This window comes from Humibacillus xanthopallidus, from assembly GCF_044793955.1.
GTDB lineage: Bacteria > Actinomycetota > Actinomycetes > Actinomycetales > Dermatophilaceae > Humibacillus > Humibacillus xanthopallidus_C.
In genome coordinates, this window is the sequence record NZ_CP084995.1 from 2,643,083 (window position 1) to 2,669,248 (window position 26,166).

Annotated in this window: 21 protein-coding genes; 3 read left to right on the top strand and 18 right to left on the bottom strand. The window is 70.8% G+C overall.

Annotated elements, in window-relative coordinates:
- Position 1: 1 nt before the first annotated feature.
- Positions 2 to 3,010, bottom strand: a complete 3,009-nt coding sequence (locus LG278_RS11780; RefSeq protein WP_404387133.1) for a LodA/GoxA family CTQ-dependent oxidase — start codon at positions 3,008 to 3,010, stop codon at positions 2 to 4.
- Between the two features lie 209 nt (positions 3,011 to 3,219).
- Between LG278_RS11780 and LG278_RS11785 the strand changes: the two genes are divergently transcribed.
- Positions 3,220 to 4,041 carry a 3-hydroxybutyrate dehydrogenase gene (locus tag LG278_RS11785; RefSeq protein WP_404387134.1) on the top strand — a complete coding sequence of 274 codons (822 nt, stop codon included), beginning with the start codon at positions 3,220 to 3,222 and terminating at the stop codon, positions 4,039 to 4,041.
- Between the two features lie 48 nt (positions 4,042 to 4,089).
- Positions 4,090 to 5,970: a helix-turn-helix domain-containing protein gene (locus LG278_RS11790; RefSeq protein WP_404387135.1), complete on the top strand. Its 1,881-nt coding sequence runs from the start codon at positions 4,090 to 4,092 to the stop codon at positions 5,968 to 5,970.
- On the opposite strand, the gene LG278_RS11795 is transcribed toward LG278_RS11790, so the two are convergent.
- From LG278_RS11795 to LG278_RS11850, 12 genes are all read right to left on the bottom strand, one after another.
- A complete protein-coding gene (locus LG278_RS11795) occupies positions 5,945 to 6,907 on the bottom strand; it encodes a DUF1254 domain-containing protein (RefSeq protein ID WP_404387136.1) in 963 nt (320 codons plus the stop codon). The two genes, LG278_RS11790 and LG278_RS11795, sit on opposite strands and share 26 nt — an antisense overlap.
- 39 nt (positions 6,908 to 6,946) lie before the next feature.
- Entirely contained in the window at positions 6,947 to 7,933 is a 987-nt protein-coding gene (locus tag LG278_RS11800) for an alpha/beta hydrolase (RefSeq protein WP_404387137.1), read from the bottom strand.
- Complete coding sequence (locus LG278_RS11805; protein WP_404387138.1) at positions 7,930 to 9,054, bottom strand: branched-chain amino acid ABC transporter permease; 1,125 nt, start codon at positions 9,052 to 9,054, stop codon at positions 7,930 to 7,932. Before LG278_RS11805 ends, LG278_RS11800 begins: the two co-directional genes overlap by 4 nt.
- On the bottom strand, positions 9,051 to 9,935 hold the full coding sequence (locus tag LG278_RS11810) for a branched-chain amino acid ABC transporter permease (RefSeq protein WP_404387139.1): 885 nt from the start codon (positions 9,933 to 9,935) through the stop codon (positions 9,051 to 9,053). Before LG278_RS11810 ends, LG278_RS11805 begins: the two co-directional genes overlap by 4 nt.
- Complete coding sequence (locus tag LG278_RS11815; RefSeq protein WP_404387140.1) at positions 9,932 to 10,663, bottom strand: ABC transporter ATP-binding protein; 732 nt, start codon at positions 10,661 to 10,663, stop codon at positions 9,932 to 9,934. Before LG278_RS11815 ends, LG278_RS11810 begins: the two co-directional genes overlap by 4 nt.
- Positions 10,660 to 11,394, bottom strand: a complete 735-nt coding sequence (locus tag LG278_RS11820) for an ABC transporter ATP-binding protein (RefSeq protein ID WP_404387141.1) — start codon at positions 11,392 to 11,394, stop codon at positions 10,660 to 10,662. The genes LG278_RS11815 and LG278_RS11820 overlap by 4 nt, the downstream gene beginning before the upstream one ends.
- Before the next feature lie 16 nt (positions 11,395 to 11,410).
- Positions 11,411 to 12,628, bottom strand: a complete 1,218-nt coding sequence (locus LG278_RS11825; RefSeq protein ID WP_404387142.1) for a substrate-binding domain-containing protein — start codon at positions 12,626 to 12,628, stop codon at positions 11,411 to 11,413.
- Between the two features lie 165 nt (positions 12,629 to 12,793).
- Positions 12,794 to 12,871: a DUF664 domain-containing protein gene (locus LG278_RS11830; RefSeq protein ID WP_404393629.1), complete on the bottom strand. Its 78-nt coding sequence runs from the start codon at positions 12,869 to 12,871 to the stop codon at positions 12,794 to 12,796.
- A gap of 12 nt (positions 12,872 to 12,883) precedes the next feature.
- Positions 12,884 to 13,813 (bottom strand): hypothetical protein, encoded by a 930-nt coding sequence (locus tag LG278_RS11835; protein ID WP_404387143.1) that lies wholly within the window; start codon positions 13,811 to 13,813, stop codon positions 12,884 to 12,886.
- A gap of 144 nt (positions 13,814 to 13,957) precedes the next feature.
- Positions 13,958 to 14,770: a hypothetical protein gene (locus tag LG278_RS11840; RefSeq protein WP_404387144.1), complete on the bottom strand. Its 813-nt coding sequence runs from the start codon at positions 14,768 to 14,770 to the stop codon at positions 13,958 to 13,960.
- 1,025 nt (positions 14,771 to 15,795) lie between these two features.
- Positions 15,796 to 17,661 carry a 1-deoxy-D-xylulose-5-phosphate synthase gene (dxs, locus tag LG278_RS11845; protein ID WP_404387145.1) on the bottom strand — a complete coding sequence of 622 codons (1,866 nt, stop codon included), beginning with the start codon at positions 17,659 to 17,661 and terminating at the stop codon, positions 15,796 to 15,798.
- Between the two features lie 106 nt (positions 17,662 to 17,767).
- Positions 17,768 to 18,136, bottom strand: coding sequence for a hypothetical protein (locus LG278_RS11850; protein ID WP_404387146.1), 369 nt, complete (start codon positions 18,134 to 18,136; stop codon positions 17,768 to 17,770).
- Positions 18,137 to 18,167: 31 nt separating this feature from the next.
- Between LG278_RS11850 and LG278_RS11855 the strand changes: the two genes are divergently transcribed.
- The gene (locus LG278_RS11855) at positions 18,168 to 18,971 is read left to right on the top strand and encodes a VOC family protein (RefSeq protein ID WP_404387147.1); all 804 of its coding nucleotides are present in this window, start codon (positions 18,168 to 18,170) and stop codon (positions 18,969 to 18,971) included.
- 74 nt (positions 18,972 to 19,045) lie between these two features.
- On the opposite strand, the gene LG278_RS11860 is transcribed toward LG278_RS11855, so the two are convergent.
- From LG278_RS11860 to LG278_RS11880, 5 genes are all read right to left on the bottom strand, one after another.
- Positions 19,046 to 20,356, bottom strand: a complete 1,311-nt coding sequence (locus tag LG278_RS11860; protein ID WP_404387148.1) for a C39 family peptidase — start codon at positions 20,354 to 20,356, stop codon at positions 19,046 to 19,048.
- 113 nt (positions 20,357 to 20,469) lie between these two features.
- Positions 20,470 to 21,630 (bottom strand): peptidase C39 family protein, encoded by a 1,161-nt coding sequence (locus tag LG278_RS11865; protein ID WP_404387149.1) that lies wholly within the window; start codon positions 21,628 to 21,630, stop codon positions 20,470 to 20,472.
- Positions 21,631 to 21,705: 75 nt separating this feature from the next.
- Positions 21,706 to 24,504 (bottom strand): aconitate hydratase AcnA, encoded by a 2,799-nt coding sequence (gene acnA, locus LG278_RS11870; protein WP_404387150.1) that lies wholly within the window; start codon positions 24,502 to 24,504, stop codon positions 21,706 to 21,708.
- A 129-nt stretch (positions 24,505 to 24,633) separates the two neighbouring features.
- Entirely contained in the window at positions 24,634 to 25,041 is a 408-nt protein-coding gene (locus LG278_RS11875; RefSeq protein WP_404387151.1) for an acyl-CoA thioesterase, read from the bottom strand.
- Between the two features lie 116 nt (positions 25,042 to 25,157).
- Positions 25,158 to 25,742, bottom strand: coding sequence for a hypothetical protein (locus LG278_RS11880; RefSeq protein ID WP_404387152.1), 585 nt, complete (start codon positions 25,740 to 25,742; stop codon positions 25,158 to 25,160).
- Positions 25,743 to 26,166: the final 424 nt, after the last annotated feature.

Genomic DNA, 26,166 nt, shown 5'->3' on the forward strand with positions numbered 1-26,166 from the left:
CTCAGCTGCGCAGGCCGCCGGGGAAGCGGCGCACCTTCTCGATGCCCGACACGTCGACGTCCGCAGCCGAACGCCCCACCCGGTGGCTCGCCCCGACCGAGCTGAGAGCCGGTGCAGCGGGCGAGGCCGGTGTGGTGCCGGTGCGCGCCTCGATGGCTGCCGCGTCGTCACCGGCCTCGGTGACGATGAGCCGGTGCTCGTCCTCCACCTCGAGCTGGGCCGGGAAGGCCCCGTCGGCCGGCCCCGGCAGCACCTCGACGACGCCGAGGTGGTCGAACGACCGCACCATGTTGTTGATCTGGCTCGTGTAGCTGTCGGCGCCGAGTGGCTCGATCCAGGCCGCGCGGTTGGCGAAGGCCGCGGCCCGCTCCTGCGGCGTGCGGGACTCGTCGACCACGACGTCGTAGTTCTCACGGGTGAGCACCTGGTTGGGCACGCGGGCCGGCCAGAAGGTGGGCACGTAGGGGTCGTAGGCAGCGGAGTAGCCGGACCGGCAGCTCGCCGTGTCGGTCTGCCACGGCACCGCCATCCACCGGGTGATGGAGCCGGGCTCCTGGGCCCAGAGCGGCCCGTTGGGGATCGTCACCGAGTCGGAGGTCAGCACGGCCCCGAGCGACGGCGGCTCCCACTCCGGGTTGGCGTGGGCGAACCGGAACGGTGCGAGGTACATCGTCGCGGCACGCACCGGCCACGTCATCTCGCATCCGGGGTGGAAGGCGTCGGCCAGACAGAACTCCAGAGCGGCCCGGGTGAGCATGTCGCCCTGCTCCTGCACCGGCAGCTCGTCGATGACCCGCGGGCCGCGCCGCGGCAGGACGGGGCTGCCCTCGGCGCCGAGGTCGGCGTCGAGGTCTGAGGCCAGGTCGAAGTCGGCGTCGAAGCAGCCCTCGGCCCACTGGTCGAGCATCCACAGCTGCGTCGCCGAGAGCGCGGCGTTCTGGCGCGGTGACGGCACGGGTGGGATGTTCATCGCGTCGCCGTAGAGCCAGGGCCACGGCTTCGGCGACATGCCGTCGACGTCGAAGTCGCGGAACGACCGGGCGACGGTGCGCCGGACCTCACGATGGGCCGGCAGCGGGCTCGCGAGCCGCGCCAGGGCGGTAGCCGAGGTCAGGTCGACCGCGCCGTCGACGCCGAAGCCGGCAGCGAAGCCGGCGTTGACCCACTGCAGGCCGGCGAGCCGTTCGAAGAGGGGCAGGATGTCGTCGCGGAACGACGGCCGGACGGGACGGGGCAGAGTGCCGGCCTGGATCGCCACGTCGCGCATGAGGTCCCACATCGTGCGCACGGACTTGCGTTGCGGGGCGTAGTTCGGTGGCGCGACGACGACCCACGAGGGGATCACCTCGAGGGGCAGGCCGCCGAGCGTCACCGTCGCGGTCACCGGCCCGTCGGAGACGTCGTCGTGCCACCCCTCGTTGTTGGCGAACGTGATGGCGCGGCTGCCGTCGCACGAGGCCGACTCGCCGCGGCCACCGAGCACGACGAGGCGCCCGGCCTCGTCGGTGCGGATGTCACCGAGATGCACGGGTTGGCCCATGAACTCGCCGTCGAAGGGCTGCGGCGACTGGTCGAGTCCCGAGACCGAGCGCTGCCCGGGGCGGATCTCGAGGCTGGACCGGTCGCCGACGGTCGGGTTGCGCAACGTCGTCGCGGGGGCCGAGCTGGCCTCGGGGATGTCGAGGGCGAGCTGGAAGCCGTACCAGGAGGACTTCGTGTTGGCGAGCTCCACGTGCCAGGTCAGCTCGACGTCGTCCGCCTCCGGGGTGAGCTCACGGACGATGGTGCCGAGGGCGTTGACGCCGTAGACCCGGAACCGGGCGGCCTGGCGCTTGAGGCGCCCCTCGGCATCGCGGTAGGAGCCGGGCGGCAGCGGGTCGGGGTCGACCACCTCGGGGCCGATGACGAACTCGTCGGGACTGTTGCCGACCCGGGCGACCCCGATGGCGGGGTGGATGACGGCCTGGACGATGCAGTCGTCGACCTGCGGGGCGGGGTCCTGCGCCGGCCGGGGCACCGTCGGGTCCTCGAGGGGCTGGCCGTTCGCGGTGTGACGCAGGGCGGCGCCGGCGGCATACACCTGCTTGCGCACGGCGGCGATCGACGACTCGGCGACGGGCGCGTTCTTCTTCGGCACCCGCCAGATGTTGAACGACAGGCCCTGCCCGTAGTCGCACTGGCCGCGTGTCTCGACGTCCTGCCGGGGAAGCACGAGGCGGGCGACGGGCACGTAGGGGCTGGCGTCCTCCGGCCACGCGACGGTGGCCCGGTCGAGCGGCATCGACTCGGGGTCGGTGCGCACCTGCACGGAGAGCACCAAGGAGTGCTCGCGCTCGCGCAGGCGCCGGGCGAGGTCGGTGCGGAGGTAGTCGGGGTCGTCGTCCGGGATGTTGACGCCCGCGGACTCCGGGTCGAGGCGGTACTTCACCACCTCGTCGCCCAGACGGAAGGGCAGGAGCGCCCAGTAGCGAGCGGTCAGCACGCTGCTCTCGGGGGTGCTCATGTCGTCGAGGATCTGCTGGGTCACCGGGTGGGCGGCGAGATAGCCCGGGTAGTCCTGCTGGACGACGCCGGCGTAGGTGAAGTCGACCATCTGCTGCGCATCGTCGACGAAGAAGACGTCGTGGTTCTGGAGGATGAGGTCGGCAGTGTCACCCTTCTCGCCGAGGGCGTTGCGACCCTTGACGCCAAAGAGCTTCACGCCGATGCCGATGGTCGTGCCGAGGTCGGGAGTCGTCGGGCCGGCGTCGCTCGAGAAGCGCACCCAGGCGTCGAGCCCGTCGGCGGCGAGGAAGCCGACGCGCCACGCGGCAGGCACGGACTCGAGGGGCTCGAACCGTCCGTGGGCGACGCCGTGCACCTTGCGGAACACCGCTCGCTCGGCCGGCACCTGTCCGGTGGCGATGCGCCGCGCCTGGCCCATCCTCACGAACATGTCGGTCAGGCGGTCGGCTGCCCCACCAGAGGCGTCGAAGCACGGGGGGACGGGGAAGTCCGGGCTGTCGGTCATGTCGGGTCTCCCTTGACGAGTCACTGCTTCGATCGTGGTCGGGCCCGACCTCGGGGCGAGGCGATTTGACCAAGTCTTTGCCGACTCCCGAACAGCGGCATACGGACCGACCAGCAGCACGGCCGCGCTGTGAGACGCCACATGCATCCCGGTCTTTTGTGGGTGTCGGCCACACAGGGGGTGCCCGAGCGCCTGCCTACTCTTCCCGCATGCCCGACGCCCGCAACGACGCTCGCGAGGACGTGCCACTCCGCCCTGACCGGGGCGGACTGACCGTGAACGCACCCATCGACCTCACCGGCCGGACCGCCCTCGTGACCGGAGCCGCGAGCGGCATCGGGGCCGCCATCGCCCTGGCGCTCGAGGCCGCGGGCGCCAAGGTGCACGCCGCGGACCGCGACGAGGGCGGGCTCGCCCGCCTGGCCGACGCGAGCTCGGTCAACCCGATCACCGCCGACCTCAGCGACCTCGACTCGCTGGGCAGGCTGCCGACCGACGTCGACATTCTCGTCAACAACGCGGGCATCCAGCACGTCAGTCCCATCGAGGACTTCCCCCTCGAGCGGTTCGACCTCATCCTCGACCTCATGCTCGTGGCACCCTTCCGGCTCATCCGGCAGAGCCTCCCCCACATGTATGCGCAGGGCTGGGGTCGGGTGCTCAACGTCTCGAGCGTGCACGGGTTGCGCGCCAGTGCCTTCAAGGCCGCCTACGTCACCGCCAAGCACGGCCTCGAGGGGCTCTCGAAGGTGGTGGCCCTCGAAGGCGCCCCCCACGGCGTCACGTCGACGTGCATCAACCCGGCCTACGTGCGCACCGCGCTCGTCGAGAAGCAGATCAGCGACCAGGCCCGCACGCACGGCATCCCCGAGGCCGAGGTGATCTCGAAGATCATGCTCGAGCCGGTCGCGGTGAAGCGGCTCGTCGAGCCCGACGAGGTGGCCGCCCTCGCCCTCTTCCTCTGCGGCCCGGCCTCGGCGTCGGTCAGCGGCACCTCCTTCTCGATGGACGGCGGCTGGACGGCGCACTGAGGGGGCTCCATGTCCCCGTCCGAGCGCCTGACTGCCTAGGATCTGCCCGTGCCCACCGAGAGCCGCATCGATGCCGACACCGCCGAGCAGGTGATGACCCTGCTCGAGCTGCTGGCCTCCGACGCGCCCGTCTCTCAGATCGCCTCGGCGCAGGCGCCGGCCGGTGCCCGTGACCTCGCGCTGCGCATCACGCAGGCGCGTGAGGTGCACCAGCAGCGTGAGGCGGGCCTCGCGGCGCTGCTCGACACCGCGCGCGAGCTGTCGACCGCCGACGACCCCGGCGAGGTGCTCGACGCCATCGTGCGCCGGGCTCGACGTCTGCTCTCGACCGACCTGGCCTACCTGACGCTGTATGACGCGGAGGCCGGCGACACCTTCATGCGGGCCACCGACGGCTCGGTGTCGGCGGCCTTCCAGTCGGTGCGGCTCGCCCTCGGCGCCGGTCTCGGTGGCCTCGTGGCCTCGACCCGCAAGCCCTACTGGACGGCCGACTACTGGTCCGACGAGCGCTTCCGTCACACCTCGGCGATCGACGGTGCCGTCGGCGAGGAGGGCATCGTCGCCATCTGCGGCACCCCCCTTATCGTCGAGTCCCACTTCGTCGGCGTGCTCTTCGCCGCCAACCGCTCGTCGCGGCCCTTCACCCGCGAGGAGGTCGCCCTGCTCGGCAACCTCGCGACGCTGGCCGCGGTGACGCTCGTGCAGACGCGCGCGCTCTCCGACGCGGAGACCGCCCTCGCCGCGCTCTCCGAGGCCCACGAGACGGTGAGGCAGTATGCCGCCGGCATCGAGAAGGCGTCTGCCGCTCACGACCGCTTCGCCTCCCTCGTGCTCGACGGTGGCGGGGTCGACGACATCACGCACGCCCTCGCGGAGCTGCTCGGTGGGTGGGCCGTGCTGGTCGACGAGTCGGGTGAGCGGCGCAGCGCCGCCGGTCCGGCACCGGAGCCGACCGAGTCGGGCACAGGTCCGCTCGATGCCCTCAACGCCCTCCCTGGCATCGGCTCCGGGCGGCTCGTGGAGCGTGACGGCCTCTATGCCGTCGCCATCACCGCTGCCCGCGAGCGCCTCGGCACGATCTATGTCGGAGGGGTCGGCACGCTGGGCGACTCCGACCAGCGCACGCTCGAGCGGGCCGGCGTCGTCACGGCTCTCGTCATGCTCTTCGAGCGGCAGGCGGCCGACGCCCGGCAGTCGGCGCGCAACCGTCTCGTGAGCGACCTCGTGGCCGCCCGGGGGTCGGCGGAGGAGCGCACGCAGCTCGCCGCGACGGCGGGCTTCGACACGCGACGGCCCTTCTGCCTGCTCGTGATCCGCGGTGACGGCCCGACCGGCCACCGCGGCCTGCTCATCTCGGCGAGTGCCGCCAGCGGGCCGGGTGCCCTCGTCGGCTCCCACGACGGAGACGTCGTCGCGCTGGTGCCCGATGACGAGAGCAGCGACGCCGCCAGCCTGGCCAAGGCCGTCGCCGCCCGCATCGGCAAGCGCACCTGCGTCACGGTGGCGGGGGTCGGCCCGATCGGCGACCTCGCCCGCATCCCCTCGGCCCACGAGGAGGGTGCTCGCACGGTCAGCGCCCTCATCGCCCTCGGCCATCGCGGCATCGGCGCGGCAGCCACGCAGCTCGGCTTCGCCGGGCTCATCGTGGGCTCCGACCCCGATGTCGGCGACTACGTGCAACGCCTGCTCGGCCCGCTGCTCGACTACGACGCGAGGCGAGGCACCGACCTCGTGGGCACCCTCGCGGCCTACTTCGCAGCCGGCGGCAGCCCTCGCCACGCCGCCGGCACCCTGCACGTGCACGTCAACACCGTGTCGCAGCGGCTCGAGCGCATCTCCGCCCTGCTCGGCGAGTCCTGGCAGCAGCCCGACATCGCTCTCGAGCTCCAGCTGGCGCTGCGTCTCAGGGCGCTGCAGGGCCCGCGCTGACGCCCGTGACGGCGGGGAAGCTCCAGGTGCCGTCGGCGATCTCGGCGCGCGGGCGATAGAGCCGCACGAGGTAGTTCCACCCCTCACCGATGGGCATGCAGTTGGGCCGCCCGTCGCCGCACCCTCCGAAGTGCACCCTCGCCTCGCCGCTCGCGTCGCGCTCGGCCGTGATGGAGTTGACGGTGACCCGGCCTCCGAGGTCCTCGAAGTAGCCGTCCGCGTTGTAGAGCGAGATCGACCAGAAGCCGTCGACGGGCACGTCGCCGACGGTTAGGGCGTACTCCCCCACGGGCAGCTTCGGATCCACGTTGACGTAGATCGCCTCGTGCGACGGCAGGCCGCCCCAGCCGGCCGCCGTGCCGATCAGGTGCTGCACGGGGTCGACGTCCGACCTCGCCCCGAAGGCGCCGTCGAAGCCGGACATCCCGGACGCGAGCTCGAGCAGGGCCCGTCGCGTGGCATCGAGGCTCGCCGTGTCGTAGTCCGGCGGGGTGAAGGGCCGGGCCGAGCCAGCGACGACCCGCAGCTCGTCCTGCAGCGCGTTGACCTCCGCGACATCGGCGGGGTCGGCCGGGTCGACGAGGATGCGCGCGGCGACGACGACGTGCTCGCTGTCGAAGTCGTCGACGCTGAGCTCGTGGTCGCCCGGCGCGTGCAGGACCCGGTTGATGTAGTGGTCCTGGTTGACGACCATCGCTGACACGTAACGGTCCCCGGCGTCGGGCAGCGTCACCGTTGCTCCGTCGCGGAGGTCGACGACGGCCATGCTGTAGAGCGTGTCGCGGTTCATCCGGATCACCGGCTGGTTGTCGAGCGGTGTCGGCAGGCGGTTGTGCAGCCACGTGTTGACCGTGCCGCTCTGGGCGAGCAGCACCCCGAACATCCGATCGGTCTCGGCGCGGGCGAAGTTGAGGGCGTTGACATGGATCCCGGTCATGCCCCCACTCTCGCGAGGCCCTGCCGGTCGGTCATCACCTCACACGGGTGACGCCGCGAGGTGTCGGTCGATCGCGTCGGCCACCGCCGCGACGCCCACGTCGCCGAGCACGATGTCGTAGTGGTTGGCGTCGACCTCGGTGACCCGCACCGTCTCGGGCACGTCGAGCGCCGCGAGCCGCGCGTCGTCGTAGAGCCCCTGGGGCTCGTCGAGCAGGCCGCGACGGGCCCAGAGCAGGTCGACGGGCACGCCCCGGCCGGCGAGCCGGCGCACCGCGGCATGAGTCTGCGGGTCGGAAAGCACGTCGGCACCGTCGGCGCGCACCGCCTCGAGGGAGCAGCTGCTGCGCCACCGACCGTCGCCGTCGCCGTCACCCGCGCCGTCGCCCGCGGCCGCGTCCCCGCTGTCGTCCTCGCTGGCGTCGACGAGGTCGTGCGTGATGTAAAGACGGGCAGCCTCGCCCGCCGGTCCGCGCAGCACCGGCCCGAGGGCCGGGTGCCGGCCCCAGAAGTCGAGGTATGCCGCCGGGTCGGCGAAGCGCATCGACAGCCGGTCCATGGCCGGACCGATCACCGCCCGCAGCGTCGCGTCGATGTCGAGGTCGGCCGCAACCGGGAAGGCGAGACCGCCGTCGACCAGCACGACGCCCGCGAACCGCCCGGGGTGCAGGTCTGCGGCCAGCGCCGACACGAACGCACCCATCGAGTGGCCGACGAGCACCGGCGCGGCGGCGAAGATCGAGGCGATCGAGGCGAGGTCGGCGGCATGCGTCGCCAGCCCGTAGGGTCCGGGCGCGCTGCGGCTGTCGCCGCGTCCCCGCAGGTCGGGAGCCAGGAAGCGCACGGCGCCGGGGCCGTGCCGGTGGTGGACCTCGTCGGCAACCCGCTGCCACGAGAGCCCGTTGGCCGTGATGCCGTGCACCGCGAGCACCACGGGCGCGTCGGGGGCGGCCGCCCCCACCGTGAGGTCGTGGATGGCGAGGTGCCCCTCGGGCAGCTCGATGACGAACGCGGACTCGGTGGTCATGAGGAGCCGGCCTTCCGGATGAGTCGCCCCCCGAGCCCCGTGAGCCCCGATGGCGCGAAGTAGACGACGACGATGAAGAGGACGCCGAGGATGAAGAGCGGTTGCGACAGGACCTGTCGCACGACCTCGGGCAGCGGCTCGAGCCACGCGGCGCCGCTGACCTCGACGAGCCGGGCATCAGCGTAGGCATAGAGGAAGCCGCCGAGCAGGGCGCCCCACCGGCTGCCGGCACCGCCGAGCACGACCATGACGAGGAGCGAGAGCGTGAACTCCGAGGTCGTGAGGTGTGGGTTCGACCCCCCGAGCACGAGGGCGTGGACGATGCCCCCCAGCGCCCCGAGCACCGAGGCGACGACGATGGCGAGCAGCTTGACGCGGTAGGTGCCGAGACCGAGCACCGCTGCGCGGGACTCGTTCTCGCGCACCGCGGCCATGGCGTGCCCGGCTCGGGACCGGATGAGCAGCGTGACGACCACCCAGGCGAGCACGACGAAGCCGAGGGCGAGCCAGTAGCGGTAGGGCGCGTTGGCGACGCCGACGAGCAGCGCGGGCACGGCATCACGGTCGAGCACCTTGCCCTCCTCGCCGCCCGTGATGCCGCCGGGGTTGCGCATGACGATGATCGAGGCCGCCTGCGCGAAGGCGAGGGTCACCATCGCGAAGGCGATGCCCCCCACGCGCAGGGCGATCGCGCCGACGACGAGCGACAGCGCGGTCGACACGACGAGAGCAAGGGCGATCGCGGCGGGCAGCGGGAGCGACCACGTCGACAGGGAGATGGTCAGCAGGTAGCTGCCCGACGCGACGAAGAGCGCGTGCCCGAAGCTGAGCAGTCCTGTGCGCCCGAAGAGCACGTCGTAGGACAGCGCGATGCCGGCGATGACGAGGCAGGTCGCGAGCAGCTGCATCGACCCGGGCCCGTTGACGCGGCCGGGCAGGATGCCCGGCAGCTCGGCCGACACATACGGCAGGTAGGCGAGCGCCGCGAGCACGAGGAGCGGCAGCACGACCTTCCACGGGCGTCGCCGAGGGGCGCGCCCGGGCACCTTCTGGGCCGTATGCCGGGTGGCGGGCTCGGTGACAGCGGGCGCCTCGGTGACGTGGCTGGCCGGGGAGGTCATGCGGTGGCTCCCTTCAGGGACGACGGCCGCAGGAGCAGCACGAGGGCGAGCAGGAGCACGACCGAGAGGTCGCCGACGCCGCTGGCGGCGTAGTAGTTGGCGAGCTGTTGCACGAGCCCGACGACGACCGCCGCGACAGCGGTGCCGGTCAGCGACCCCATGCCGCCGATGACGACGACGATGAACGCGTAGATGAGCAGGGAGCCGCCCTGGCCGGGCGAGACGGCCCCGGCATACTGCGAGTAGAGCAGACCGGCGAGTCCCGCCGCGGCGCCGCCGATGGCGAAGACGATCGTGAAGGTGCGCTGCACGTCGATGCCGAGTGCCTCGACCATGGTGCGGTTCTCGACCCCGGCCCGGATGACGAGCCCCAGCCGCGTGTAGCGCAGCAGGGCGAGCAACCCGGCGAGGAGCAGCAGTGCCACGGCGATGTAGACGAACCGGTCGTTGGGCAGGCGTGCCCCGAGCAGGACGGTCGTGCCGCTCATCCACGCCGGCTTCTCGACCGGACGGGGGTCAGCGCCCCAGATGCCTTGTGCCGCAGCGACGCCCGCGAGCGAGAGACCAACGGTGACGAGCACCTGCTGGATGTGATGGCGATAGAGCGGCCGGATGAGCACGACCTCGACGACGACGCCGATGACCGCGCCGACGACGACGGCGACGAGGAGCGCGACTGCGAGCCGGGCTCCGACGGGCAGCGACTGCGGCAGGCCTTGCATCGTCAGCCAGCCGGCATACGCGCCGGCCGTCATGAAGACCCCGTGGGCGAAGTTGAGCACGCCCATGAGGCCGTAGATGAGGCTGAGGCCGCTCGCGGCGAGGAAGTAGAGGGCGCCGAGGCCGAGACCGGTGACGAGCAGGAGCAGGAGGTCGCTCACGCTGCACCCTCCCGTCGCAACGAGACGCCGAGCAGCTCGCGGGTGCGGGCCGGGTCGGCGACGAGGGCCGCAGCCTCCCCGCGGTGCACCACGCGGCCGGCGTCGATGACGACGACCTGGTCGGCGATGCGGCGCACGAGCGGCAGGTTCTGCTCGACGAGCAGGATCGGGGTCGTGCGCGACACCTCGGCGAGCACCTCGGCGACCTCGGTGACGAGCTTGGGGGCCAGTCCCTTGGTCGGCTCGTCGATGAGCAGCAGCTCGTTGCGCCGCAGCAGCACGCGCGCGAGCGACACCATCTGCTGCTGTCCGCCCGAGAGGGTGCCGGCCCGCTGGTCGCGGCGGCCGACGAGGTCGGGGAAGAGCTGCGCCACGACGGGGGCGTCCACCCCGTGCTCCGGGTCGACGAGACGCAGGTTCTCGTCGACGGTCAGACCGCCGAAGACCTCGCGGTCCTCGGGCACGTAGCCGATGCCGCTGCGCACGATGCGTGAGGTGCGCATGGTCTGGATCTCGTTGCCGCGCAGAGTGATCCGTCCCGTCCGTGGGGCGAGCCCGATGATCGCCTTGAGCGTCGTCGTCTTGCCGACCCCGTTGCGCCCGAGCAGCGCGGTGACCCCGGTGGCGGGCACGTCGAAGGTGACGCCCTGGAGGATGTGCGAGCCGCCGTAGTGCACGTGCAGGTCGTCGACGGAGAGGACGGCCTCCGTGGGCCGGCTGTCGTTCACAGTGCTTCTCCCAGGTAGGCCTGCTGGACGCGCTCGTCGGAGGTGACCTCCTCGGGCGCACCGACGGCGAGCAGCTCGCCGTGGTGGAGCACGGCGACCCGGTCGGCCAGGCCGAGGACGACGTGCATGTGGTGCTCGACCATCGCGACGGCCACGCCCGAGTCGCGCACCTCGCCGATGATCTCCGACAGACCCTCGACGTCCTCCGCCGAGACCCCGGCCATCGGCTCGTCGAGGAGCAGCGCAGAGGGTGACGAGGCCAGCGCCATCGCGAGCTCGAGCTTGCGACGGTCACCGTGCGAGAGGTCACGGGCGATCGTGGCCGCGCGACCCGGCATACGCACCCGGTCGAGCAACGCGTCGACCCGCTCCCCCGCGGCCGACCCCGCAGCCCGGAAGGGACTGAACGGGGCCGGACCGGAGGCCTGGATGGCGAGCCGAACGTTCTCGCCGGCGGTCAGGCCGTCGAAGAGCGCCGAGGTCTGGAACGACCGGGCCAGACCCATGCGGGCCCGTGCGGTCGCCCTGGATCTCGTGACGTCCTTGTCCTGCAACGTGATCCGTCCCGAGGTCGGGCGCGTCAGGCCGCTGAGGATGTTGACGAACGAGGACTTGCCGGCACCGTTGGGGCCGATGATGCCGAGCAGCTCGCCGGCGCCGACCGTCAGGGACACGTCGTGCAGGATCTGGGCGCCGCCGACCTTCCAGCCGACACCGGTTGCGGTGATCACGTCAGGGTGCCGCCGGTCACTTGAAGGGCGTGACGGGGGGCGCCACGGCCTCGGCGCCCAGCGTGTCGACGCGCTCGGGCACGACGTTGGTGCCGTCCTGCTTGAGAGACGCGGTGAACATCGGCTGGAGCAGCGCGTGGTCCTCCGGACGGATCGTCAGGGTGCCCTTGGGCCCCTCGAAGCTCCACCCCTCGAGGGCGGCCACCATGGCGTCGGCGTCACCGCCGGCCTCGAGCGCGTGCACGATCATCTGGCCCGCGACGAAGCCGTCGTTGGTGAAGAGGTCGACGGTGCCGCCCTGGGCCTTGAGGCCCTTGTCGAGTGCCTGGTAGGCGGCGTTGTCGGCGGCGCCCTCGAAGAAGTGCGAGAGGAAGTCGATCTTGGTGCCGACCTCCCCGAAGAGGCTGTGGGTGGCCTTGATGTCGAGACCGGTGACGACCTTCGTCTGGTCGAAGACCCCCTGCTGGCCGAGCGTCGTCCACATCGCCGTGGCGTTGGCGCCCGCCCACGCGACGAAGAGCAGGTCGGGTGCGGCGGTCTTGACCTTCGTCGCGAACGGCGTGAGGTCGGTCGCGGCGGCCGGCACCTCGACGGCGTCGACAGTGGCGCCCTTGGCGCCGAGGATCGCTGTGACGGCGGCGACGTTGGCCTTGCCGAAGGCGCTGTCCTGCGCGAGCACGGTGACCTTCTTGCCCGTGACGTCGCCGAGCATCGAGCCGGCGGTAGCGACGTCCTGGTAGGTCTGGCGTCCGGAGCGGAAGGTGTACTTGTTGGCGCCCGTCACCGCGTCGGCAGCAGCCGGGCCGGAGATGAAGAGCACCTTGTTGTCCTTGGCGAGCGGGGCGACCTGCAGGGCGACGCCCGACGACGTCGAGCCCGCGATGATCGTGTTGCCCTGACCGATGAGGTCGGTCGCCGACGCGACGGCCTTGGCCGGGTCGCCGGCGTCGTCGGCCTCGGTGATCGTGATCGTGCGGCCCCCGACGGCGCCGGTGCCCTTGGTCGCGTAGTCGATGCCGGCCGTGAGGCCCTGGCGGTACTGCGCGCCGTAGGACGCGAGCGGCCCGGACTTCGAGTAGACGAGGCCGACCTTGAGGGGGCCGCCGGAGGCGCCTCCCGAGGCTGCCGCCGTGCCCTCGCCCGCCGGGGCTCCGGGCTGGCCGGGCGAACCACACGCCGCGACCGACAGGGTGATCAGTGCGCTCGCGAGCGCAAGGCTCCATCGCTTGGACAAGGGTGTCCTCCACCTCTGGTGGGCGCTCGCGCCTTTGCCGCAACGAGATTCGTTGACGCCCAACCGTTTCGGCGAAAGTAGTTCAGCCTCGACGGACTCGCGGTGGGACCTCGGACCACAAAGATCGTGGCCACATGTGTGTCGCCGCCACCGCCCGGCGCAGGCTCACGCGCCCGCCCGCCCGTCGACCCCCTCACGCAGGAGGTCGACGTGGCCGCAGTGCTGGGCGTAACCGGTGATCATGCGGAGCACCAGTCAGAGGATGTAGCTCCTCGAGGCGCTCCAGATGGCGTGGGTGCGGCAGTTGGAGCTCTCGTACTCCTTCGACGTCGACTCGAACACGGAGTAGAGGCGCTTGGTCGTCGACCCTGCGTAGCTCGGGGCCCAGACGATCCCCTCCATCATCGGGAGGGTGTTGTGGCTCGAGCGCGCCCCCGTCGAGCGCACCTGCGTCGTCACCTTGCTGAGCTGGTCCCGTCCCCACGAGCGGCTGAAGACGAAGTGGCTGTCGGTGACCTGCACGCCCTGGACGATGGTCGGCGTGCTGTAGGAGGCCGTCGGCGTCACCGTCACGTAGCCGGCGGTCGAGGTGGGATAGCGGCGCATGACGTCGGAGTAGAAGTCGCCGACGAAGAGGTTGCCGTTGTAGAAGTCGAGGTAGGACGCCCGCGACAGGGAGTTCAGGGAGTAGCGGGCTGCCCAGCTGACGGCCTGGCGCGTGCCTGCGGGGACGGCCCGGACCCGCTCGATCGGGATGCGGTAGATCGTGGCACCGCCGGTGCTGTCGGCGACGTAGAGGTTGCCTCGCCCGATCGCCAGACCACCGACGTGCCCGGACTTCGGAACGCCGCTCAGCTCGATCGTCTTGACCCAGGCGGAGTTCGACCGCTTGTAGACGACGACGCGCGGGACCTCGGCCTCGTCGCGGTGGTACATCGACACGTAGAGGTGGTCCCCGTTCGCGTCGTAGGCCATCCCCTGCGGCACCCAGTTGGTGTCCTTGTAGGCGCCCATCGTGTGTCCCGACCAGTTGTCGAACGCGTCGAGCTTCGGGTCGGCGCAGTTGCTGATCTCGGCGAAGCCGACCGGCTCGGCCGCCGTGGCCGAGCTTGCGGCGACGACGCCAAGCGTCGAGGCAAGTGTCAGTGCGATGGCAGCGGCCATGGTGCGCATGCGTGTGTTCATGAGGATCCCCTGTGCTCCTCGGGGGACCTCTTCCCCCGGTGATCGGAGACTACTCGCGGATGCCGGCTGGAAGGCCGGGAGCATCCGGCCGATTCTTCGACCGCCGAGGATCTTTCGCCGAGAGCCGTCGCGGACGTGGGGGGATCACGCAAGTCTCTCGTGAAGCAGCTCAACGATGCCGACGTTCGTCGGCAACATGAACGGCAGCTCCCGAGGCTCGAAGCGATCGTTCGTGGCGAGAAGGATGGCCCACTCCTGTGCATGGGGGCACGCGTGCCGTGTGCGCTCGAGGATCGTGAATGCCCGCAGGTCGGGGACTTGCCTCAGCTCCGTGCAGGTGCGCTGCGCGATCTTCTCCACGTCGGCGGATGGCATCCCGTCCTCCGGGAGCGGCTGCCAGACGTCTCCCCGCCGCTCGAGATGGTCGCGCGCCCGCGCCGACGTGATCGCGTCCGCTACCTTCAACACCCCGGCCGCGGTGCCCACGGCAAGGTCCAGGTTGATGGTCTTTCCGGTGTCGAAATCGACGTGGAGCCGCGCCAGCGAGACGAGCGGGTCCAGGTGCCAGTTGATCTCCTCGGGAGGGCAGCGGCGAGCGCCGAGCCCGAGCTCGATCAGGTACGCGACCATGACCCCGGCACTCCGCCGCTGCCCTGACTCCGCGAGGAGACGAGCCGACTTCTCCATCGTGAGCAGGAGCCTGCTCCGGTCACGGTCGAGCAGGGACTTGGATGTCGTGGCGAACTCGACGGCACGCACGAGCGATCGTCCGACTTCGTTGGCCGCCCAGGTCGTGACGAGGCCCTCGGATCCGACTTCTCCTTCGAGGTTCTCCGGGAGCTCACCGTCCCGTGACCGCGGCACGAGGGTGCCCTCTCTCAGCTCGAGCAGCTCCGGGAACCACCCGATGCACCTCTCGACAGGCGTCTCACCTCCCGGTCGGGGGTTCGCGGGCATGGCACGAGCCTTCGTCGGGCGATAGAGGGCGCTGGTTTGCCGGTCGTAGGCGTTCTCCCAGTAGGTGGTCGGCAGGAGATGGTGGTCGCCGGCGTTCGGAGGGTGCTGCTTGATGATGCGCAGGGTGGTGTCGAGAGCCAGCTGCAGCTCACGGCTGTCGCCGGCTGTTGCGGCACTTCGCGCCCATCCTCGTGCAGTGCGGATCACGCTGTAGGAGGCGTCGACCGCCGCTTGGGCGTTGCGCAGCCGGCCGGTCCAGAAGCCCCGGTGAGGCTTCGTCCACACGACCGGCCCCTCCCCGGCCTGAACGCGGGCTTCGAGCACCTTCGCCGCGCGCCCGTGCTGCCGTGTCAGCAGGCTTCCGAACGCCACCGGGTCGGTGGCCTCTCGCAGGATGTCCAGCAGGCAGGCGGTGGACGCCAGGAGGTACGCGACGACGCCGAGCAGGAGCCCGGAGGCGAGAAGTGAGGCACCTTGGTCAGGAAGCACCAGCACGAGGGCGGATCCGGGCGCGAGGACCAGAGCGGGGGCGATCGTCCAGCCGACGTGCCGTCGCCGAAGCACCTCGACAGCACGAGTCCCCCGAGCTGGGGGGACGACCTGTGCAACGACGAAGAGCGTGCCGACCGCGAAGACGAAGATGGCGATCACAATCGCCGGAACGACCTGGACGGCCGTCTCGACCGCGTCCTCTTCCGGGTGGTGGAGAGGTGCGTCCTTCCAGTCCCAGATGAGCAGGTGGAGAGCAATGTAGATCCCCAGAGCTGCGACCCAGACCACGATGGACGGGATCTGACGTCCGAGAACCTTCCATGGCAGCACCCTGACCCTCGTCCGGCTGACGATGTGATCCGTCATCACGACCCCCGGAGTGAGACCCGAGTGCGGCAGGAACCAGTGCAAGAGGTGCAGCCGCGGTGACTCTGCGGCGTGACCACAACGATATCGGCCGTTTCGCTGCTGTCAGGGAGATTTGTCGCCGGCCGACGGCGAGCTTGCCACCTGGCCCCGACGAGGCCGTGCCGTCAGAGGCGCGGCTCGAGGTCGGCGACGACCTGCTCGGCGGTGAGCCCGATGTCCTCGAGGATCTGGCCGCGGGAGGCGTGGTCGAGGAACTGCTTGGGGATGCCGTAGGCGCGCACCGGCACGTCGATCTCGGCGTCGCGCAGGGCCCGGGTCACCGCCGCGCCGACGCCGCCGCTCACGAGGTTGTCCTCGACGACGGCCACGACGCGGGCCTGCCGCGCCAGCGCCACGACGTCGTCGCTGACGGGCATGACCCACCGCGGGTCGACGACGCGGACGGAGCGGCCGTGCGCGGCGATCTTCTCGCCTGCCTCGGTGGCAAGGCCGGCGAACGCCCCGACACCGACGACGAGCAGGTCGACGTCGCCGCCGGCGTTCTCGAACAGCACGTCCACGTCACCGAGGGAGCGCACCGCGAGCAGCGGGTCTGCCACGTCGCCCTTGGGGAAGCGCAGCACCGTCGGACCGTCGGAGACGTCGAGCGCCTCGCGCAGCTGCTTCTTGACCTGCTCGCCGTCGCGAGGGGCGGCGAGGCGCAGTCCGGGCACGATCGAGGTGAGCGTCATGTCCCACATGCCGTTGTGCGAGGCGCCGTCGCTGCCCGTCACGCCGGCCCGGTCGAGCACGAAGGTCACCCCGGCCTTGTGCAGCGCGCAGTCCATGAGCACCTGGTCGAAGGCACGGTTGAGGAAGGTCGCATAGACGGCGACGACGGGGTGCAGGCCGGCATACGCGAGCCCGGAGGCCATTGTCACGGCGTGCTGCTCGGCGATGCCCACGTCGAAGACACGGTCGGGGTAGGCGGCGGCGAAGCCGTCGAGCCCGACCGGGATGAGCATGGCCGCGGTGATCGCGACGACGTCGGGCCGCTCGGCCCCGATCGCCACCATCTCCTCGTTGAACTCGTCGGTCCAGATGCGCCCGGCCACCTCGAAGGGCAGACCCGTCTCGGGGTTGAACTTGCCGACGCCGTGGAACTGGTCGGCCGCGTCGTCGATGGCGGGCTGGTAGCCGCGCCCCTTCTGCGTGATGACGTGGACGATGACCGGGGCGCCGAAGTCACGAGCCTTGGCGAGCGCTCGCTCGAGCGCCTGCTCGTCGTGGCCGTCCACGGGGCCGATGTACTTCAGCCCCAGGTCCTCGAACATCCCCTGCGGGGCGACGATGTCCTTGATCCCCTTCTTGACGCCGTGCAGCGTCTCGAACATCGCGCCGCCGACGACGGGCGTCTTGGCGAGCGAGCGCTTGCCCCAGTCGAGGAAGCGCTCGTAGCCACGGGTCGTGCGCAGCGTCGCGAGGTGGTCGGCGAGGCCGCCGATGGTCGGTGCGTAGGAGCGCTCGTTGTCGTTGACGACGATGACGAGCGGGAGGTCCTTGTCGACGGCGATGTTGTTGATCGCCTCCCACGCCATGCCGCCGGTGAGGGCACCGTCGCCGATGACCGCGACCGTGTGCCGTCCGGTCTCGCCGCGCAGGCGCCGGCCCTTGGCGATGCCGTCGGCCCAGGACAGGGCGGTCGAGGCGTGCGAGTTCTCGACGACGTCGTGGTCGGACTCGGCGCGGCTCGGGTAGCCCGAGAGCCCCCCGCGCTTCTTCAGCTGGCTGAAGTCGTGCCTGCCAGTGAGCAGCTTGTGGACGTAGGCCTGGTGGCCGGTGTCGAAGACGATCGTGTCGTTCGGCGAGTCGAAGACGCGGTGGAGCGCGATGGTCAGCTCGACGACGCCGAGGTTGGGTCCGAGGTGTCCACCGGTCTTGGAGACCTCGGTGACGAGGAAGGTGCGGATCTCCTCGGCCAGGGGTGCCAGCTGGTCCTCGGGGAGCGCCTTGAGCGCCGCAGGGCTCGTGATGGTCTCCAGCAGGGCCACGCTGCCTTGTCCTCTCGCTACGGGTGGGTCGATCGAGTCTAGGGTGAACGCCCGGCGGCACGGAAACGTGCGCGAGCGGGTCGCGGTGTCGCGAGCCTCACAGGTGTCACAGTCGAGGGGCGAACACCTTCCCCTGCAGCGCCTCGTGCAGCAGGTGGGTGGACCGGGAGGCGGCCCGCAGGCGCATCCCCTCGGCCTCGATCTCGCCGAGGATCTCCTCCAGCGCGTCGGCGGGAACGTGCGGCCCGACCGCGACCCGCGCCTCCCGCCACGCATCGCGCATCGCGACGACCTGCCCGTCGAGGTGCCGACCGGCCAGCCAGGCGAGGGCGATCGGGTGACGCCGCCACCCGGCATACGCCCGGTAGTCCGGCGGGCACTGGTCGAGCAGCCACAGCACCGCGCGGTCCTCCCAGCCGGGGGTGTGCGCCGGGGGCACGCCCTTCGGCCAGCCGGGTGGGGTGTGCGCAGCCATGCACCCAGTGTGCCTCCCCTACGCTCGGGCCATGATCCGGGTCGTGTGGCTCACCGCCTTCCTCGACCTGCCGCCGGAGGTGCACGGGGCAGGGTCGCGCTTCTGGTCGGGGGTCACGGGGTATGCCGTCTCGCCCGCTCGCGGGGACGAGGCGGAGTTCACGACGTTGCTGCCTCCACGCGGCGACCCCTTCGTCAAGGTGCAGCGCACCGTCGCGGTGCGGCGTCCGGACGGGTCGTCGCCGGACCGTCCGTCGATCCACCTCGATGTGCACGTGCCGACCGCAGCCGACATCGCTCTGGCTGCCGAGGCGGCGGTGTCACTGGGCGCGCGGGTGGTCCATCGGTCGTCGCACGGCTACATCGTGCTGCACTCCCCCGGCGGGCTGACCTTCTGCCTCGTGCACGAGAGGCTGCGTCAACGTCCGGCCCCTTCGCGCTGGTCCGACGACGGCGGGCACGAGAGCCTCGTCGACCAGGTGTGCGTCGACATCCCGGCCGGCCTCTTCGAGTCCGAGTGCGCCTTCTGGGCGGACATCACGGGCTGGGAGCTGCGGACGTCGGGTGCCCACCCCGAGCTCGCGCACCTGGCCCGACCGGACGGCATACCGCTGCGGTTGCTGCTGCAGCGGCTCGGTGACGACCCCCGCGACGTCGTCACCGCCCACCTCGACCTCGCGAGCAGCGACCGAGCCGCCGAGACGAGACGCCACGAGCGGCTCGGCGCCGTGGTCGAGCGGGTGGGGCCGGGGGTCGGCTGGACGGTCCTCACCGACCCGACGGGGCTGCGCTACTGCATCACCGACCGCGACCCGCGCACGGGCCTCGTTCCCTGAACCCTGGGGCGTGGGATGCACGGTGCCCACTCGACCGAACCATCACGTCGAGTGGGCACTTCCCACCGGGTCGGCTACCAGTTGGCCTGGGCGGGCGGGGTGGGCAGGGCGCGGCCCGCGGGGGCGATGACGTAGACGATGCCGCCGCTGTGCGGCACCCAGACGTTCTCGAACTGCGCGCGGTCGTAGACGACACGCACCTGCGCGTTGTCGGCGAGCAGGTGCGAGGCCGGGTCGTTGGCGATGACGTCGCCGGTGTCCGTGAAGCCCCGGATGACCATGAGGTGTCCGTTCGTGCCGTAGCCCGCCTCGGTCAGCTCGCCCTTCTTGAACGAGACCGACACGACGAGCGGCACCCCTGCGGCGATGAACGCCTCGGCCTCGGCGAGGCTGCGCAGCCGGGTGACGAAGCCGCGCAGGTTGCCTCGCGTGGCCGCGTAGGCCGTGTTGAAGGGCCAGTTGCCCGCGCCGTCGTAGGTGTAGTCGAAGACGTTGCGCGCGGTGAAGTCGACCTGGGCGTCGACGGACGGCGCGACCCACGCCGTCTCGTCGGCCGTGGGGCCGGCGCCCCAGAAGTCGACGACCATCGCGGTGGAGGTCGGTGAGCACCACGCCTCTCCCCCGTTGTCCCACTGCGGGTAGTGCCCGATGTGGACCTCCTGAGAGTAGGTCGGAACGGCCAGCTCGATGCCGCGGCCCGGGCCGGCGGCGCTGACGGGGACCTTCTTCGTGTCGGGGAGCGCGGAGGCCATCGCGCCGACGAAGTCGACGGTGGGCGCATCGGCCGAGCCGACGGGTCGCAGCAGGCGCACCTCGAGCTGCCAGTCGGTCAGGGTGAAGCCGGTCCGCGTCGCCAGCGTGTCGGTGTAGACGGTGGCGACGGTGTCGCCCTGCCCGGCGAGCGACGTGCGGTGGATGCCGCCGCCGTCGGCAGGATCCTTGGCTGCCCACCGGCCGAGCACGTAGTCCTTCGTCATCGTGCCGGCGCTCGTGCCGCGGACCCGCAGCTCGACCCACGAGCGGCCAGGGGTGACGGCGTTCCACGACGGGACGAGCTCGGTCAGCCCGAAGCCGGGGCTCACGACCGGAGAGGTCCACGAGGCGAGCTCGTAGGTCACGGGCGTGCTCGACGTGCCGTGGGGGTCGACGTAGTCGACGGTGCGGTCGAACGCGCCGAAGCCCAGGTCGGCACCCGACCAGGAGGTGAAGGCGATGTGGCGGGTGGGGCTCGCCTTCTTCGCCTCGGCGGCCCGGGCCGATGCTGCGCCAGCGATCCCGGAGATGCCGGCGATGCCGGTGAGGGCGGCGCCCGCGGCGGTGCTGGTGAGCAGCGCGCGGCGGCTGGGCTGGAACGGGCTGTCAGAGCGGACGGAACGACTGGGCATGGCACACCTTTCGGGAGGGACGGCGCGGCCAGTCAACACGCGCAACCGAGCCCATGGGGTCAAGGTTGCGTAAATTCTCGCGCTCCGAGGGCTCTGGGCAGGAGATCGACCGGTCAGCGCCAGTTCGCCTCGATGGGCGGCTCGGGCAGAGAGACGCCCGGGGGCGCCATGACGTAGGCGAGCCCGCCGTCGTCGCCGAGCCACACCCTCTCGAACTGGTCGCGGCGATAGACGGTGCGCACCTGCTCGTTGCTCGCGATCGTGTGGCTGTTGGGGTCGTTGGAGATGACGTCACCCTCGGCCGTGAAGCCGACGATCGTCAGCAGGTGGCCGTTCGTGTCGTAGCCGGCCCCGTCGAGCTCGTCGCGCTGGAAGGTGACCGACACGATCAGCGGTATGCCGGCCGCGACGAGGCGCTCGGCCTCCGTGAGGTCTCGCAGCCGCGTGACGTAGGCGCACAGCCCGCGCGTCGCCGCGTAGGCGGTGTTGAACGCCCAGTTGCCCGCTCCACGGAACGCCGGGTCGTAGACGCGTCGCACCCCGTGCACGACGGCGGGGTCGACGTCATGGCCGACCCAGTCGGACTCCGCGGCGCTGGGCGCGACGCCCCAGTGCTCGAGGAGCATCGTCGTGGAGGTGGGCGAGCACCAGCTCTCCCCGCCGTTGTCCCACTGCGGGAAGGTGCCCACGTGCAGGCGCTGCGAGTGCGGCGGCACCGCGATCTCGACGGCGCGGTCCAGGCCCGGTCGGCTCGTCGGGGCATCAGCGGGGATGTCGAACGCGAGGGCGGCCACGGCGACGAGGGTCACCTCGGGCCAGGCGTCACCGGCATCGGGTGCCCGCAGGCCGGTGACGCGGACCTGCCACCGGTCGAAGCTGTGCGCCGCGCTCGAGCGGTAGCAGTCGGTGGCGACGCGACCGACCTCCAGCACCTGTCCGGGCACCGTCGTGCGCGTGATGGGGGCTCCCCCCTCGGGGTCACCCTCCGCCCAGCGGGCGAGCGTGAGCCAGGGCGTCCACGAGAGGGCCTGGCTGTCGGAGGCGATGCGCACCTCGACGAGGAGCCACGTGCCCGCCGGGGTGCGGGCGTTCCACGACGGGATGAGCTCGCGCGCCGCGAAGCTCGACTGCACGACCGGCGACTCCCACGACCTCGCCCCGTAGGTGACCGCGGGTGCGCCCGGGACGTGCGGATCCGCATACGGGATGGGCTCGCTCGGCGCCCAGTCGAAGCGGTCTTCCCAGACGGTGAGGGTCGCGTGTCGCTCGGTCACGGCAGGAAGCATGCCACGGGCCCGACCCCTCGGTGACGAGAGGTCGGGCCCGGGTGGTGCGGGTGCTGCGGTGCGTCAGCTCGTGACGAGGGACCGCAGGACGTACTGGAGGATGCCACCGTTGCGGTAGTAGTCCGCCTCACCGGGGGTGTCGATGCGCACGACCGCCTCGAAGGTGACGGGGCTCGACTCCGAGCCCTCCTTGGTCGCGACGACCGTGACGGTCCTGGGCGTCGCGCCCTCGTTGAGCGCGGTGATGCCCGAGATCGAGAAGGTCTCGGTGCCGTCGAGGCCGAGCGAGTCGGCGTTCTCGCCGTCGGGGTACTGCAGCGGGATGACGCCCATGCCGATGAGGTTGGAGCGGTGGATGCGCTCGTAGCTCTCGGCGATGACGGCCTTGACCCCGAGCAGGCTCGTGCCCTTGGCGGCCCAGTCGCGCGAGCTGCCGGAGCCGTACTCCTTGCCCGAGAGGATGACCAGCGGGACGCCGGCCTCCTGGTAGGCCTGGGAGGCGTCGTAGATCGTCGTCTGCTCGCCACCGCTCAGGAAGTTGCGCGTGAAGCCGCCCTCGACGCCGTCGAGGAGCAGGTTCTTGAGACGGATGTTGGCGAAGGTGCCGCGGATCATGACCTCGTGGTTGCCGCGACGCGAGCCGTAGGAGTTGAAGTCCTTGCGCTCGATGCCGTGGGAGGCGAGGTACTTGCCTGCCGGGCTGTCGTTCTTGATGGCACCGGCCGGGCTGATGTGGTCGGTCGTGACCGAGTCGCCGAGCTTGGCGAGGACGCGTGCGCCCTCGATGTCGCTGACCGGCGTGGTCTCCATCGTCATGCCGTCGAAGTACGGGGGCTTGCGCACGTAGGTCGACTCCGCGTCCCAGGCGAAGGTGTCACCCACGGGCGTCTGGAGCGACTGCCAGCGCTCGTCGCCCGCGAAGACGTCGGCGTAGTCGTCGGTGAACATCTGCTGGTTGATCGAGGTGGCGATGGTCGCCTCGACGTCGGCCGGGGCCGGCCAGATGTCCTTGAGGAAGACGTCGTTGCCGTCGGTGTCCTGGCCGAGGGGCTCCGTCGCGAAGTCGAAGTCCATCGTGCCGGCGAGGGCGTAGGCGATGACGAGCGGCGGGCTCGCGAGGTAGTTCATCTTGACGTCGGGGTTGATGCGACCCTCGAAGTTGCGGTTGCCCGACAGCACCGAGGTGACGGCGAGGTCGGCCTCGTTGATCGCGGCGCTGATCTCCTCGTTGAGGGGACCGCTGTTGCCGATGCAGGTCGTGCAGCCGTAGCCGACGAGGTGGAAGCCGAGCTTCTCGAGGTAGGGCCACATGCCGGCCTTCTCGTAGTAGCCGGTGACGACCTTCGAGCCCGGAGCCATTGAGGTCTTGACCCAGGGGGCCACGCTCAGGCCCTTGTCGACGGCGTTCTTGGCGAGCATCGCCGCGGCCATCATCACCGACGGGTTGGAGGTGTTGGTGCAGCTCGTGATGCTCGCGATCGACACGATGCCGTGGTCGATCTCGAACTCGCGGCCGGTGGCGTCGGTGACGGAGACCTTCTTGGACGGACGTCCGGTGACCCCGCCGGTGTCAGCCGGCCGCTCGCCGCCGTTCGTGCCGTCGGACGCGCCCTGCGGGCTGGGGTCGCTGGCGGGGAAGGACGAGGCCGTGCCGGCGTCACCCTCCTCGTGCGCGACGTAGGTCGGCAGGACCTTGCGGAAGGCGTCCTTGGAGTTGCTCAGCTCGATGCGGTCCTGGGGACGCTTCGGGCCGGCGATCGAGGGGACGACGGTCGACAGGTCGAGCTCGATGTATTCGCTGTAGCGGGCCTCGGGCTGGTCGGGACCGGCCTTGAGCCACATGCCCTGCTCCTTGGCGTAGGCCTCGACGAGCGCGACGCTCTCGTCGGACCGGCCCGTGAGACGCAGGTAGTCGAGGGTGACATCGTCGATGGGGAAGATCGCGCAGGTGGAGCCGAACTCGGGGCTCATGTTGCCGATCGTGGCCCGGTTGGCCAGCGGCACCTGCGAGACGCCCTCGCCGTAGAACTCGACGAACTTGCCGACGACGCCGTGCTTGCGGAGCATCTCGGTGATGGTGAGGACGACGTCGGTCGCGGTGGCCGCGGTCGGAATCGCGCCGCTCAGCTTGAAGCCGACGACCCGCGGGATGAGCATCGAGACGGGCTGGCCGAGCATGGCCGCCTCGGCCTCGATGCCGCCGACGCCCCAGCCGAGCACGCCGAGGCCGTTGACCATCGTCGTGTGCGAGTCGGTGCCGACGCAGGTGTCGGGGTAGGCGACGCCGTCGCGGACCATGACCGTGCGCGCGAGGTGCTCGATGTTGACCTGGTGGACGATGCCGGTGCCCGGGGGGACGACCTTGAAGTCGTCGAACGCGGTCTGGCCCCACCGCAGGAACTGGTAGCGCTCCTGGTTGCGCTGGTACTCGATCTCGACGTTGCGCTCGAAGGCGTCGGGGCGGCCGAAGACGTCGATGATGACGGAGTGGTCGATGACCATCTCGGCGGGAGCCAGCGGGTTGATCTTGGCCGGGTCGCCACCGAGGGCAGCGACGGCCTCACGCATCGTGGCGAGGTCGACGATGCAGGGCACGCCGGTGAAGTCCTGCATGATGACGCGCGCCGGCGTGAACTGGATCTCCGTGTCGGGCTGGGCGTTCTCGTCCCACGACCCGAGCGCGCGGATGTGGTCGGCCGTGATGTTGGCGCCGTCCTCCGTGCGCAGGAGGTTCTCGAGGAGCACCTTGAGGCTGTAGGGCAGGGTCTCCTGCCCCTCGATTCCGGCGAGGCGGTAGATCTCGTAGGACTGACCACCGACCTCGAGGTTTCCCTTGGCCTTGAAGCTGTCAACACTGCCCACAGCGGGCTCCTTCCAGCAACTCTGTTGGATGCACGAGCTCAATATATCTTGACGTCAAGATAATCTAACCACACGACCTGCGCGTTGTCAGCCCTGCGTTCAAATCGCACACTGCGCCCCTCCGCCCGGTCAGCGCGCCGCCTCGAGCGCAGCACGGAAGGCCTCGTCGAGGCTCGCCTTCTCCCCCCGTACCCGATCGAACCAGACGTAGGTGATGACGCAGGTGGCTGCGAGGACGGGGTCCTCACCCGAACGCCAGATCTCGTGCCGCAGCGTGAACGACGAGGCGCCGATGCGATCGACGCTGACGCGGATCTGGGCCAGGTCGAGCGGCTTGAGGCTCGCCACCCAGTCGATCTCGGCGTGCCTGACGAGGGCCAGACGCTCGTGCTCGGCGAACCAGTACGGACCGAAACCGACCTCGGCGAGGAAGGCCATCTTCGCGTCCTCGCACCACGTCAGGTAGTGCGAGTTGAAGACGACGCCCGCAAGGTCGATCTCCGAGAACTTCACGGCCACAGGCGTGCTGAACATCATGGCGCCAGCATCCTCCACCGACGATGCCGCCGTCGACAGCACAGTCAGCGCCGCTGTCGACGCCGCTGTCGGCTGTCGACGCCCCCCGGCTGGGCGGCGTCGACAGCCGTCGGGGGTCAGCCCTTGGGGTGGGTCTTGCCGTCGGAGGCGTAGAAGCTCACGCAGTCGCCCTGGTTGGTGAAGGTGTCGACGGGGAAGTTGGTCGCCCATCCGCCGCTCTTGCAGTCGGTCGCCGTGAAGACACGCGGATCGACGTCGAACGTCTTGGTGCCGATAGTCAGGCCGTCGACGGCGCTCATCAGCCCGGCGTTGCCGCTGCCCTGGTTGAAGCCGTAGCCCTCGGGACGAATGACGGCCTCGGGGTTGGCGGCGCTGATCTGGTCGATGTTGGGCCCGGCGTTCGGGTCGAAGGCCGTCATGCCGGGGAAGGCCTGCGTCGACCACCACTTGGCGGTCACGGCCGAGCCGTCCCACTTCTGCCACGTGCCGGCCACGACGGCCTGCGGCTGGTAGACCGGCTCGAGGATGAGCGGTGCGTAGGTGTAGGCGCTGCCGGGCCCGTCGGGGTCGATGAAGAGGTTGAGCGCAGCGACCTGGTTGGGCGTCGAGGAGTCCGCAGTCACCTGCTTGGCCCAGTAGCTGATGTTGCCCTTGACGTCGGCGAGCCGCACGCCGGCGTCCTGACCGGTGAGCATCTGCACCTTGGCGGTGCCATCGTTCGTCGACAGCTGCAGTGCGCCGGTGCCGAAGCCCGCGGGCGCCCCGTGCTCGGTGGTGAAGGCGAGGCTGCCGCCGGTGCGGGTGTCGCCGGTGTTCCAGTCGGCACCGAGATTGGCCTCGGTGACGGTGCTGGTGGCGGCGAGCGCCGGTGCTGCGACTCCCCGGCGACACTGAGGGCGAGTAGGGGGACGGCGAGGCGGGACGCGTGCAAGGGAGACCTCCAGAAAGTGGGTGCGGGCGCAGTCCCCGACCCTCTCCCCGAGTCGCCTGCGGCGATCGGTCGGTGTCTCCGCCCCCTGCGCTGCTGCGCAAGCGTGACGCTAGCCCACGCTTTGCCCGCTTCGGGACATTTTGGCTCACATCGGAGGCTTGACCCCTCCCGTCACTTATGGGGCGCTCCCACTG